This window comes from Pseudoselenomonas ruminantium, assembly GCF_900104055.1.
Taxonomy (GTDB): domain Bacteria; phylum Bacillota; class Negativicutes; order Selenomonadales; family Selenomonadaceae; genus Selenomonas_A; species Selenomonas_A ruminantium_C.
Genome location: NZ_FNJQ01000002.1, coordinates 76,579 through 88,703, shown reverse-complemented (window position 1 = coordinate 88,703; position 12,125 = coordinate 76,579). Strand labels below are relative to the sequence as shown.

11 protein-coding genes, 1 tRNA gene and 1 pseudogene are annotated in these 12,125 nt (G+C 55.5%); 1 reads left to right on the top strand and 12 read right to left on the bottom strand.

Annotation, left to right across the window (positions count from 1 at the left end; all coding sequences use genetic code 11):
* The 3 genes and pseudogenes from BLQ59_RS15855 to ylqF form a co-directional block, all read right to left on the bottom strand.
* Positions 1 to 810, bottom strand: a pseudogene (locus BLQ59_RS15855) (hypothetical protein); the annotation flags it as partial.
* Positions 811 to 846: 36 nt separating this feature from the next.
* Positions 847 to 1,635 carry a ribonuclease HII gene (locus BLQ59_RS01335; protein ID WP_081342389.1) on the bottom strand — a complete coding sequence of 263 codons (789 nt, stop codon included), beginning with the start codon at positions 1,633 to 1,635 and terminating at the stop codon, positions 847 to 849.
* Positions 1,628 to 2,521, bottom strand: a complete 894-nt coding sequence (gene ylqF / locus BLQ59_RS01330) for a ribosome biogenesis GTPase YlqF (protein WP_074571050.1) — start codon at positions 2,519 to 2,521, stop codon at positions 1,628 to 1,630. The genes BLQ59_RS01335 and ylqF overlap by 8 nt, the downstream gene beginning before the upstream one ends.
* A 157-nt stretch (positions 2,522 to 2,678) precedes the next feature.
* Here ylqF and BLQ59_RS01325 point away from each other — a divergent pair.
* Positions 2,679 to 2,754, top strand: a tRNA-Ala gene (locus tag BLQ59_RS01325).
* A gap of 92 nt (positions 2,755 to 2,846) precedes the next feature.
* On the opposite strand, the gene BLQ59_RS01320 is transcribed toward BLQ59_RS01325, so the two are convergent.
* The 9 genes from BLQ59_RS01320 to BLQ59_RS01280 all read right to left on the bottom strand — a co-directional run bounded on the left by BLQ59_RS01320 (position 2,847) and on the right by BLQ59_RS01280 (position 12,101).
* The gene (locus tag BLQ59_RS01320) at positions 2,847 to 3,023 is read right to left on the bottom strand and encodes a YjfB family protein (protein WP_074571048.1); all 177 of its coding nucleotides are present in this window, start codon (positions 3,021 to 3,023) and stop codon (positions 2,847 to 2,849) included.
* Between the two features lie 127 nt (positions 3,024 to 3,150).
* Positions 3,151 to 5,625, bottom strand: coding sequence for a leucine--tRNA ligase (gene leuS, locus BLQ59_RS01315; protein ID WP_074571046.1), 2,475 nt, complete (start codon positions 5,623 to 5,625; stop codon positions 3,151 to 3,153).
* 72 nt (positions 5,626 to 5,697) lie between these two features.
* The gene (locus BLQ59_RS01310; protein WP_074571044.1) at positions 5,698 to 6,633 is read right to left on the bottom strand and encodes a YitT family protein; all 936 of its coding nucleotides are present in this window, start codon (positions 6,631 to 6,633) and stop codon (positions 5,698 to 5,700) included.
* A gap of 18 nt (positions 6,634 to 6,651) precedes the next feature.
* Positions 6,652 to 7,455, bottom strand: coding sequence for a Nif3-like dinuclear metal center hexameric protein (locus BLQ59_RS01305; RefSeq protein WP_074571042.1), 804 nt, complete (start codon positions 7,453 to 7,455; stop codon positions 6,652 to 6,654).
* Entirely contained in the window at positions 7,449 to 8,138 is a 690-nt protein-coding gene (locus BLQ59_RS01300) for a tRNA (adenine(22)-N(1))-methyltransferase (protein WP_074571040.1), read from the bottom strand. Before BLQ59_RS01300 ends, BLQ59_RS01305 begins: the two co-directional genes overlap by 7 nt.
* Positions 8,139 to 8,160: 22 nt before the next feature.
* Positions 8,161 to 8,793 carry a histidine phosphatase family protein gene (locus BLQ59_RS01295; protein WP_074571037.1) on the bottom strand — a complete coding sequence of 211 codons (633 nt, stop codon included), beginning with the start codon at positions 8,791 to 8,793 and terminating at the stop codon, positions 8,161 to 8,163.
* A complete protein-coding gene (gene cobD, locus BLQ59_RS01290) occupies positions 8,790 to 9,866 on the bottom strand; it encodes a threonine-phosphate decarboxylase CobD (protein ID WP_256324567.1) in 1,077 nt (358 codons plus the stop codon). The genes BLQ59_RS01295 and cobD overlap by 4 nt, the downstream gene beginning before the upstream one ends.
* Positions 9,847 to 11,244, bottom strand: coding sequence for a cobyrinic acid a,c-diamide synthase CobB (locus BLQ59_RS01285; RefSeq protein ID WP_074571035.1), 1,398 nt, complete (start codon positions 11,242 to 11,244; stop codon positions 9,847 to 9,849). The genes cobD and BLQ59_RS01285 overlap by 20 nt, the downstream gene beginning before the upstream one ends.
* Positions 11,241 to 12,101, bottom strand: a complete 861-nt coding sequence (locus BLQ59_RS01280) for a GHMP family kinase ATP-binding protein (protein WP_074571033.1) — start codon at positions 12,099 to 12,101, stop codon at positions 11,241 to 11,243. The genes BLQ59_RS01285 and BLQ59_RS01280 overlap by 4 nt, the downstream gene beginning before the upstream one ends.
* Positions 12,102 to 12,125: the final 24 nt, after the last annotated feature.

Genomic DNA, 12,125 nt, shown 5'->3' with positions numbered 1-12,125 from the left:
CTGCGGCTGGCCTTGCGCCATCTGCTGCGGTGCTGACGGCTGACCGTTTACCGCCTGCGGCTGGCCTTGTACCGTCTGCTGCTGCGCGGACGGCTGGCCATTAGCGGACTGTGGCTGGTTCTGAGCCCCTGCCGTTTCCCCTTCCGTTGCCGGGCGCGGCATAAAATACTGCACCAGCTGCTTCAGGAACCCCAGGGAATTGCTTTCCCCGCTCTGCAGGGACTGTGCCATCCCCTGCGGCTGCAACGTGAGCAATAGCTGCTGGACTTCCTTGGGCAGTTCCGTAAAAGGCTTGTTATCCAGGAGCTCAAAGGCCGCCTTGGTCAACAGGACCGGCTCGAGGGCAGATCCCTGCTCCGTACCTGCTATATTCTTCAGATTGGTCAGCAATACCTGCATGGTTTCACTGACTTCCATATTCATGCCCCGATCAATGAGTTTCCCCATCTGCATCAGCATGCGGGAAAAGGCGCTGAGCTGTTCCATGGAAAAGCGCTGGCTCTCCAAAGTGCTGCCCAACCCCTGCGCCAATGTTTCCTCCAGCGAGAACGCCTGTTTCATGACATTCTGGATCAGCTTCTGTAGATCTGCCGGCATTTTTTCCACGGCCTCAGCCTGATTGCTGGAAATCCTGGCCAGGATTCCGGCCATATCATCCACAGCATTCTGAATGGCCACATTGGTCTTGGGACTGAATGCCGCCGACGAGCCACCACCGTCTCCACGACGGCCGATTCCCTCCGCAGCCCCGGGGGCCTGCGGTCTGTCTATTGGGCGTATTCCCACATTCATGGAGGCTTCCATTGGCATTTCCCATCACACCTTTGCTATAAACTGATTGACTGCTTAAAGGGGGATCTCGAACTGCGGATCTGACATGGAACGAACCGGCTCGAAGGAATGGCGATGTATCGGACAGGGGCCATACTTCCGTAAAGCCGCAATGTGTTCCGCCGTGCCATAGCCCTTATGGTGGGCAAAACCATACGCAGGATACTCTTTATCATACTCGTCCATCAGCCGGTCACGGTTGACCTTGGCGATGATCGAAGCCGCCGCAATCGAAGCAGACTTGGCATCGCCTTTGATGATGGACTGTGAAGGGATATTCAGATTCTCGAGCTTCACCGCATCGATCAGCACGGCCTGCGGTTCCTGCGCCAGGCCGAAGATGGACTCATACATGCCATTGATGGTGGCCTGATAGATATTCACCCGGTCGATGGTCTTGGCATCCACAAACACAGCCTTGACCGCAATGGCCTTGTCCATGATCTCAGCATAGAGTTCTTCCCGAACTTTGGCTGAAATCTTCTTGGAATCGTTGATCTTGGGCAGATACAGGTCATGGGGCAGGATTACCGCCGCCACAGACACGGGACCGGCCAGCGGGCCGCGGCCGGCTTCATCCACCCCGGCCACGAATTCACAGCCTTTGGCCCAGAACTGCCGCTCGTACTCATACAGGGCAGCGACGCGCTCCCTGTCTGCCTGTTCCCGCTGATAGCGGCGCAGCAATGTGCCCACAGCTTTGCGGCCATCCTGCTGGCAGGCAGCCAAGAACTCTTCATCCACCTGCCCCTGCGCAAAAAACTCCTCTACTTGTTTTATCGTATATTTCTTTAAATCATTCAATGTTTTTTTCTCCATTTTCTGCGGGAACTTCATCCAAGGTCACCAGGCCGAGTTTCCCGGCCCGGAATTCATTCAGGACGATGTTCTGGGCCTTTTCCAGGTCCACCACGCCGCCTTTGACGAGACAGCCGCGCTTGCGGCCGATGAGCTCTAAGATTTCCAGCCCGTTTTCCGGCACATCTTCCTTGAGCTTGAAACGCTCAGCCAGGCGTTCCGGATAATCCCGGCGCATGATACCCAGAAGCAGCGCCGTGACCTGTTCGCGGTCATAGATATCATCATTGATGGCCCCCGTGAACGCCAGTTTCAATCCGACAGTCTGATCTTCAAACTTCGGCCAGAGAATGCCCGGCGTATCCAGCAGGTCCAAATTCGTGCCGATCTTGATCCACTGCTTGGCTCTCGTCACACCGGGCTTATCGGCAGCCTTGGCCTTGACCGCTCCTGCCAGTCGATTGATCAGCGAGGACTTGCCCACGTTGGGAATACCCAGGATCATACAGCGGGCCGCCCGCGGCTTTGCCCCCTTGCTGACGAATTTCTCCGTCTTGGGGCGGGCCAGGTCTTCGGCCACCTTCACGAGCTGTTTCATGCCCTTGCCCTTCATGGAATCGATGGTCACAGCAGGTACGCCCTGTGCCTTGAAGTAATCCAGCCACTTCTTCGTGCTGGCACTGTCCGCCAGATCCGATTTATTGAGCGCAATCATGCGTGGCTTGTCCTTGATGATCTCAGCCAGCATGGGATTGGCACTGCTCAAAGGGATACGCGCATCCAAAAGCTCGATGACCACATCCACCAGTTTCAGATTTTCCTCGATCAGCCGCTGGGCCTTCTTCATATGTCCCGGGAACCATTGCAGATTGGGGATATCCTGTTTTTCCATTGCTAAAAAACTCCTTACTGTCTCTTTCATTCTGTATTATCCATTGTATCATATTTCCCTGCTGAAAAAAATTTGAAAAAAAATTAAAAATGGTGTTGACAATAATTGCATTATCCCGTATACTAATACTCGTTGATGACGCGAGAGCGAACATCACGGGGGCATAGCTCAGCTGGGAGAGCGCTTGCATGGCATGCAAGAGGTCAGGAGTTCGATCCTCCTTGTCTCCACCATTTGAATTTTACAGACCGCATCTATGCGGTCTTTTTTGTTTTATCCGGACATGCAAAAAGAGGGACTGCCAACCGATTGCAGTCCCTCTTTGTCATGCCTGGATATCCACGATATTGCCCAGATTCGGATCTACGGCCAGTTCAGCCAGCATTTCCTCTGCAGCCACCTCTGTGGTATCCATAGCCTGCTTGAGAATCGCCACACCCATGTCCTGCATGGCCTGATTCTGATGCATGCTTACCGACATAGCGGCAATACTCATATCCATAGCCTGCACCTCCCTAGCTGGATAAAGCAGCACCTCCTTGTGCTATTCTATATATCGATGAAAATAACCAGAAACTTAAATAAAAATCCGGGAACCTGACAATGGTCCCGGATTTTTTCATGCAAATTTATTTCACTACGATATTCACGAGCTTCTTCGGTACGCAGATAACCTTGACAATGGTCTTGCCTTCCGTGAGTTCCTTGGCACGGGGCAGTTCCTTGACGGCAGCTTCCATAGCCGTCTTGTCGATATCGGCCGGCAGGGTGATGCGGTCTCTTACCTTGCCGTTGATCTGCAGCACGATCTCAATCTCGGCCAGCTTCGTAGCCTCTTCTTCATACTTCGGCCACTGCTGCTGATGCACGCTGCCTTCGCCGAAGAGGTTGTGCCAGAGTTCTTCGGTGATATGCGGCGCGAACGGTGCCAGCATCTTCACGAGGCTGCCAGCAAACTCTCTGGCCAGGCCAGCATTGAGTTCCTTGTCCTGGAACGCATAAGCGGCATTGACCAGTTCCATGATGGAGGAGATTGCCGTGTTGAACATGAAACGGTCGCGGATGTCTTCCGTAACCTTCTTGATGGTCACATGCAGTACGCGGCGCAGTTCCTTCTCTTCCTTGGTCAGGGCAGTGACATCGTATTCGTCCTGGCCAGCCTTGACCATGTCCTCGAAGTGGTCGAGGATACGCCATACACGGCCTAAGAAGCGGAACGCACCTTCCACGCCCTGGTCGCTCCATTCGAGGTCACGGTCCACAGGAGCCGCGAACAGGATGAAGAGGCGGGCCGTATCGGCACCGTACTTGGCGATGATCTCTTCTGGCGACACCACGTTGCCCTTGGACTTGCTCATCTTGGAGCCGTCTTTGAGGACCATACCCTGAGTCAGCAGATTGGAGAAAGGTTCATCAAAGTCTACGAGGCCAGCGTCATGGAGCACTTTCGTAAAGAAGCGGGAATACAGGAGATGCAGGATGGCATGCTCGATACCACCGATATACTGGTCAACCGGTGCCCAGTAGTTGACCTTGTCCTTAGCAAACGGAACCTGGTCATTCTTCGGATCCGTGTAGCGCAGGTAGTACCAGGAGGAGCAGATGAAGGTATCCATGGTATCCGTTTCACGCTTGGCATCAGCGCCGCACTTCGGGCACTTGCAGTTGACGAAAGCTTCGCTCGTGGCCAGTGGAGACAGCGCGCCACTATCGAAGGAAACATCCTCCGGCAGTCTTACCGGCAGGTCTTCCTCCGGCACCAGCACCTCGCCGCAGTGCGGGCAGTGGATAACCGGAATCGGCGCGCCCCAATAACGCTGACGGGAAATCAGCCAGTCGCGCAGACGGTAGTTGACCTTGCGCTTGCCAAAGCCCTGTGCCTCGGCTTCGTCGATGATGCCGCTCATGGCCTTGTGGATTTCCATGCCCGTGAACTTGCCGGAGTTGACGAGCACGCCGTCCTTATCCGTGTAGGCGGCATCCATTTCCTCAAGCTTGAGTTCCTTGTCCTTCGGCTGCAGCGTCAGGATGATGGGCAGGTCGTACTTCTTGGCAAACATCCAGTCGCGCTGGTCGCCGGAAGGCACACCCATAACGGCACCCGTACCGTAGTCAGCCAGCACGTAGTTGGTCACCCAGAGCTGAGCCTTGTTGCCATTGAACGGGTTGATGGCATAAACGCCCGTGAAGATACCTTCCTTCTCGGATTCACTGGAGGTACGTTCCATTTCAGACTGATTGCGGACCTTGTCGCAGAAGGCCTTGATTTCGGCAGCCTTCGGGTTGTTCTCGCAGATCTTCTCCACCAGCGGATTTTCAGCAGCCAGGGCTACGAAGGTGATACCATAGGCCGTATCCGGACGCGTGGTGTAGACGGAGAGCTTTTCCTCCATACCTTCTACAGGCATCTCGAATTCGAGACCTTCACTGCGGCCAATCCAGTTGTCCTGCATGGTCTTGACGCGTTCCGGCCAGCCCTTGAGCTTGTCGAGGTCTTTGAGGAGCACATCGGCATAGTCCGTGATCTTCAGGAACCACTGGGACAGGTCCTTCTTCTGGACTTCGGAGTCGCAGCGCCAGCATTTGCCGTCGATAACCTGCTCATTGGCCAGCACCGTGCCACAGGTATCGCACCAGTTGACGGAAGCCTTTTTCTTATAAGCCAGGCCTTTTTTATAGAAGAGCTCGAAGAGCCACTGCGTCCACTTGTAGTATTCCGGGGTGCAGGTGATGGCCTCGCGGTCCCAATCGTAGGACAGGCCCATGGAACGCTGCTGGCGCTTCATGTTCTCGATATTGGAGAACGTCCAGTCCGCGGGCTTTACATTGTTCTTGATAGCGGCGTTCTCGGCCGGCATGCCAAAGGAGTCAAAGCCCATGGGATGGAGTACATTGAAGCCTTCCATGGTCTTGTAGCGGGCCATCACATCACCGATGGAGTAGTTGCGGACATGGCCCATATGCAGATTGCCCGAAGGATACGGAAACATCTCCAATGCGTAATACTTCGGACGGTTCTCGTCCATCTCCGTCTTAAAGGCAGAATCGGCTTCCCATTTGTCCTGCCATTTCTTTTCTATCTCCTGTGGTGAATACTTATCCAAGCTAATCTCCTCCTGTTTCGTTTCACAAATTAGATGTATTATACCTTACCTCAGACAAAATCGCAACCTTTGTTACATTTGTCCACTCGCAATTTCCCTTTGTCTTTCCTGCTCTTCCAGCCATTTGCGCCGGGCATCCTGATAGGTCTCGCAGGCCAGCGTAAAGCCCTTGCCGGACACCTCGGAAGTATCGGATACAATCATGAATGCCTGCGGATCATAATGATCCACGATAGCCTTGACACGGCTGACCTGTGTCAGGCGGACCACGATGAACAGGACTTCCTTATGCTCCTGGGAAAAACCGCCCTTGCCCTCGAGATAGGTAACCCCGCGATGGACGTTTTCCATGATTTCCTGACAGATCTGCTCGGCCGCTGGCGAGACGATGAAAATCGACTTTTCCCGATTGAGACCAGCCGCCACACGGTTGGTGAGTTCGGCCGTCACATAGATGGATACCAGCGTATACAGGGCTTCATCAATACGGAACATCCAGGCCGAGGCCATGACGATGATGAAATTCATCACGAAGATGCAGGTCCCCATGTCCAGCGAATAGAACTTCTTGGCCACAGCGCCGACCACATCAAGACCGCCCGTATTGGCATTGGCCCGGAAGATGATGCCAAAGCCGATGCCCGCCATCACGCCGCCAAAGATGGCATTGAGCATGCCGTCCTGCGTGACGTTCCAATCCACCATGAAATGGGTGGCATCGAGGATCAAGGACAGCACCACCGTACCCACGATGGTGTCCCAGGCATAGAGCCGGCCAAACACCCGATAAGCCAGATACAGGATTGGCAGGTTGTAGACGATATTCTGCATACCAACCGGCAGGCCTGTCAGATAGTAGATAATCAGGGCCACGCCGCTGATCCCGCCGGTCAGCAGATGGGCCGGGATAATAAAGAGGTTGAACCCCAGACAGACAATCAGCGCCCCCAGTGTAATCTGCAGGTAGCGCAGAGCCTGTTTCGTAAACTCATTCCGCAACATATTCATTCCTAAAACTTTATTTGATTATATTACCGTAAAGAAATCCTGCGACTCCGTATCCGCAATGACTTCCATATCGTACTCAGCCAGTTCCTCTGCCAGGCGCTGACGCAGGACTTCCACCACCGGGAATTCCGTGGCAAAATGCCCCGCATCGATCACATGCAGGCCTAGTTCTACGGCCATCTGGGCTTCGTGGTACTTCACATCGCCCGTCACATAGGCATCGGCCCCCATAAAGGCCGCTTTCTGGATGAATTCCGCTCCGCTGCCGCTGCAAAGGGCCACCTTGCGCACCGGACGTGCGCCGGCATTAACCAGGCGCACGTGTTCAGCGGGCAGAGCTTCCCGTATCTGCGCGGCAAAATCTTCCACCGCCATGGGGGCGGGCAGGCTGCCGATACGCCCCAGGCTTTCCATCGTGCCATCCTCTTCCTGCGAGGTAATCACAAAGGTGGATAATTTGCTCAAACCTATCTTCTCCGCCAATACATCATTGACACCGCCCACGGCGATATCGAGATTGGTATGGGCGGCCGCCACGGCAATATCATGCCTCAGCAATTGCTGCAGACGTGCCCCCAAAGGCAGATCCGTACGAATCTTCTTGAGCCCCTTGAAAATCAGCGGATGATGGGCCACAATCAAATCTGCCCCCTCGCGAATGGCCTGATTGACCACGCCATCACTGACATCGAGGCATACGAGGACCTTGCGGATATCCTGATTGAATGCCCCGACCAGCAGGCCCGGATTATCCCAGTCCTCCGCCAGCCGCTTGGGCGCAATGCGCTCCAGCGCATCCATGACTACCTGACATTTCACCATTTGAGCCGCTCCTCCAATGCCTTAACCCGGCGCTTGATCACGCCATAACGCCGGTCACCTTTCGCCCGTTCGCTCTTTTCCATACCGCTTAAGATGCGCCGCTGCTGAAATAGCAGCGCTTCAATATGATGCCGAAGCAGAGGCGGTTTCTTCTTCCACAGTTTCGGCCCGACCAGCAGGTCAAGCCCTGAAGGTTTCTTACGGACGCCCTTCTCAGCCTTGATGATCTCGTAGATGCGGCCATCGTCAATGACGAGGTTCTCGTCCACGATATGCCAGGCATGGTCATAGAGCCATTCCCGCAGTTCCGGCGCACCGTTCATGGGCTGCAGCACCAATGTCGTCAACTGTTCCGTGACTTCCGGCTGGGCTTCCAGGATGGTATTCATCAGGATGCCGCCCATGCCGGCAATGCAGACTGTGTCCACTTCACCAGGCTGCAGCACGGCCAGGCCATCACCAATGCGCACGGAAACGACGTCCTCGCTGATGGCATGTTCATGGACAGTGCGCTTTGCCGCCTCATATGGCCCCCGGTTCAGATCTCCGGCCACCACGAAATCCGACTTGCCCTGCTTGATGAGGGCCACAGCCAAATAACCATGGTCCGTGCCGATATCGGCAACACGGCTCTTTACCGGCACAAAATCGGCCAAAGCCTGTAATCTATCATCTAAATGCATAAGGATGCCTCCCTTCCATTCCTTATATAAGCCCCTGCGGTTGTTCACTTCCCAGATGGGACGTGCTGTTCAATAATTCCACCGTAGGGCTGGCGCCGGCATCATAACGCACGATATTCACCGCCGTATTGAACTGCCGGATGCTCCAAAGGTACTGCAGGGGCATATGCAATGCCGCTGTCAGCAGGGTACGCAATACCGCGCCATGAGCCACGATTGCAATGGTCTGTCCCTCATGCTTGGCAACGAGTTCCTCTAACCTTGCTACAGCACGCTTCTGCACGGCAGGAAAAGTCTCCCCGCCAGGAATCTCCAGGATATCCGGATGCTGCAGGAAATTGCCCATCGCCTCCGGCCATTTGGCCACAATCTGTTCATAGGTCAGGCCTTCCCACTCCCCGAAGCTGATTTCCCGGAAGGCGGGTTCGGCCTGCACAGACAGGCCGAACCTGCCGGCCACTGCCTCTGCCGTAACCATCGCACGATTCAGGTCACTGGCATAGACCGCGTCAATCTCCTTTACCGGAAAGTGTTCTGCCAGCTTTGCCGCCTGCTCTTTTCCCGCTACGGTAAGCTGCACATCCGACTGTCCCTGATAGCGTCCATTCATATTCCATTCCGTCTGTCCATGACGAATAAATATTACCTTTGTCAAACTACTGCCTCCAATGCCTTCAGCATCTGTTCATTTTCCTCACGGGTACGCACAGCCAGACGAATGTACTGCTGGCCCTCAAGCCCCGCATAATTGGCACAATCCCGCACCAACACGCCCTGCGCACGCATCCGTGCCGTAAGTTCAGCGCTCGTCAGCCCCGTTTGGGAAACATCTGTCATGATAAAATTCACACTGGGCCGCAAGGGTTTCAACCCTCGAATCTCACAGAGTCTGGCATACAGCCAGTCCTTTTCCTGCTGCACGAACCTGCGGCTCTTACTATGATACTCCTTTAACCCCAAAGCCGCAACACCTGCCGCCTGCGCCAGGCTGTTGACATTCCAGACATCCTTGCCACGTTCCAGCCGCTCGATTAGCGATTCATGCCCGCTGGCAAAGCCCAGGCGGAGCCCCGGCATCGCATAGAACTTCGTCAGGGAACGCACCACCAGCAGATGCCTGTATGTACGAACCAAATCCCGGACGCTGTAATCTTTTTCGTCAGGCAGGAAATCCAAAAAGGACTCATCTACTACCGTCCAGATGCCTCGCTCCTTGAGGAAGGGCAGATAAGCCATGAGCTGCTCTCTGGTCAACACTTTCCCGGTAGGATTGTTGGGGTTACCCAGGAAGATGCAGTCCACCTCTCCCAATTCCTCCTTCAGCCGGTCCGTATCCACCTGAAAATCCTCAACGGCCAGCAAGGGCGAAAAGACCACCTCTGCGCCCACGGCCTCAGCCGCCCGCTGGTAATCGCTGAAGGACGGCACCGGCAGGCCCACCCGTTTCGGCCTGACCATATGCAGCAGCAGATAGAAGAGTTCTGCGGCCCCATTGCCCAGAAGCAATTGCTCCTGCGGCAGTCCGTAATGGCGTGCCAGCGCGGCTTTCATTTCCCGCGCCGCAGGGTCCGGATAATGCACGATACCTTCGATATTCTGCGCAATGACTTCTTTAACCTCCGGTGCCAGCCCCAAGGGGTTGATATTGGCCGAAAAATCCAGCCACCGGCCTCCCGCCGGTGCCTCAGCATAAATATTGCCGCCGTGCTCAAATCTCTCCATCATCATGCCCCCGCTTCTTCCCATAGGCAATGCATTGCTGCACAAAACATGCTGCCGCTTCCGAGCAGCCGGCAAAGTGCAGATGCAGATAACTGCCCAAAACATGATGCACCTGCTGCCCCGCCGGATACTCAAGATTGTTCCGCAGCTTCCGGAAGACGAACGGCGCCTTGGCCGGACTCACCGGTTCTTTTTCAGTCGAAAAATGGAATTCATGGCCTTTCAGCTTCACACCGGCCTTCCCGAGCAGTGAATCCTGCTGCAGTTCCGCTTCCACATAGCCGACCATCTGCAGTTTTTCCTTCATCACGGCCTGCCCAGCGAACACGCCGGCCATCTCATGAACCTTGCCGGCAAAATCCTGCAGGGATTCCATCAGATACATATAGCCGCCGCACTCCGCCAGCATGGGCATTCCCGCCCCGGCCTGCTGACGGATCTGGCACCGCAAAGCCGCATTGGCCGTCAGCTGCTCCGCAAACATCTCCGGAAAGCCGCCGCCGATAAAGAGTCCATCCACATCCGGCAAAGCCTCATCGTGCAGGGGGCTGAAGGGTACGATTTTTGCCCCCGACTGCGCCAATACCTTGATGCTGGCAGGATAATAAAAGGAAAACGCCTCATCCCGGGCGATGCCGATGCGGCATCGATAAGCTCCGGGCGCGCTTTCCTCCGCAGCCACCGGCAATGGTACTGCGCTGCGGGCCAAAGCCAGCAGTTTGTCCAGATCCAGGCTGCTGCCCACCGCGCGCCCCATATGGTCAATCAATTCCCGTTCCTGATTTTCCTCCACCGGCAGCAAGCCGAGATGGCGTTCGGGCATATGCAGGGTTTCATCCCGATGCAGTGCACCAAATACTTCCATATCAATGCCGGCCATAGCTTCGCGGATCATGGCTTCATGTGTTGCAGAGCCCAGACGGTTCAGGATAACCCCGACCAGCTGCACCTCCGGATCATAAGCGCGGAACCCCTGGGCAATGGCCGCTGCCGAAGCCCCCATGGACTTGGCATCGATCACGAGCAGCACTGGAGCCTTGAGCAGCCGGGCTATCTCAGCCGTGGAGCTGATGCCCTGCCGCCCGCCATCATAGAGCCCCATTACGCCTTCGATGATGGCTATATCGGCATCTGCCGCTTCCTCCGTCAGGATTTCCGGCAGCTTTTCCGCCGGCGTCAGCCAACTGTCCAGATTATGCGCTGGCCGGCCGCTGGCAAGCGCATGATACCCCGGATCGATATAATCCGGACCTGCCTTGAAGGACTGAACTTTCAGCCCTTTTTGCCGCAAGGCCGCCAACAATCCCGTAACAATGGTGGTTTTCCCCGCACCGGACTGCGTAGCCGCAATAACCAGCCGCGGGATATCTTTAAGCTTCTTCATGATCTCTTAACCTCCACGCCTCCGGAACACAAATGGACCAGGTCCATGAATTGCACCCCTGACTGCCGGGCAATCAGCGCAGCCCGGCGGCGAAGCTCTGTATCTTCTATGCCGCTGCTCCATAACAAACCGATCACCGTACCGCTATGCGCAGCATTTATGCCCAAGGCTCCGGCATCCTTCCCCAGACGCCAGACTTTGGCCAAATCCTTCTTGTAGAGCAGTTCCTGATTCGCAAAGGCACTGCGGGTGGCCGCCTCAGCCAGCAAATCTGCCCGCCCCTGTTCCATGGCCTGCTGGAAAGCTGCCAGCAAACCTTCACTGCCAGTCCCCCGGCTCTTATTCTCGGACCGCTCCTGATGAAACGAGCAGGTATTCACCGTGCCCCCGGTATCGAACATGGCAATGCGCATTGCCGGCAGGTGGTCATAGTGCGCCAGCACCTGCCCATGGATATGATCCATAAGCACGATACCCGGACAGAAGATACCGTCCGTGGGTTCGATCTGTGTGGCGATATCCATGATGAACTGCGGGGACCATTTTTGCTGTAAGCTTTCCGCCACCGCCACCACCACAGCGGCAATATCCGCGCTGGAAGAGGCCATGCCCTTGCCCTGCGGGAGCTGCGAACACAGCCTCAGGCCATAGGGAAACTCCTTGCTTCCGAGCGCCTGCAAGGTCAGCGCCAAAGCCCGCCGGGATTTTTCCCCCAGCCCTGTGATATCAGAAAGCCTTTCTCCGACCTGCACCGTCGTATAGCGATCAATGGGACAAGTCCCCAAAAAATACTCACCATGTGCCCAGCCCTGCACCAATTCCCCGCAGGAACCGGGCACGCGCACCATCAATTCCATAAGCCCCACACCCGTTTTTCACTT

Excerpts from the sequence above, each read along its gene's own strand:
- BLQ59_RS01300 (WP_074571040.1), bottom strand. The coding sequence starts at position 8,138 with ATGCATTTAGATGATAGATTACAGGCTTTGGCCGATTTTGTGCCGGTA.
- BLQ59_RS01280 (WP_074571033.1), bottom strand. The coding sequence starts at position 12,101 with ATGGAATTGATGGTGCGCGTGCCCGGTTCCTGCGGGGAATTGGTGCAG.
- cobD (WP_256324567.1), bottom strand. The coding sequence starts at position 9,866 with ATGATGATGGAGAGATTTGAGCACGGCGGCAATATTTATGCTGAGGCA.
- BLQ59_RS01310 (WP_074571044.1), bottom strand. The coding sequence starts at position 6,633 with ATGAATATGTTGCGGAATGAGTTTACGAAACAGGCTCTGCGCTACCTG.
- BLQ59_RS01320 (WP_074571048.1), bottom strand. The coding sequence starts at position 3,023 with ATGGATATGAGTATTGCCGCTATGTCGGTAAGCATGCATCAGAATCAG.
- BLQ59_RS01285 (WP_074571035.1), bottom strand. The coding sequence starts at position 11,244 with ATGAAGAAGCTTAAAGATATCCCGCGGCTGGTTATTGCGGCTACGCAG.
- ylqF (WP_074571050.1), bottom strand. The coding sequence starts at position 2,521 with ATGGAAAAACAGGATATCCCCAATCTGCAATGGTTCCCGGGACATATG.
- BLQ59_RS01305 (WP_074571042.1), bottom strand. The coding sequence starts at position 7,455 with ATGGTGAAATGTCAGGTAGTCATGGATGCGCTGGAGCGCATTGCGCCC.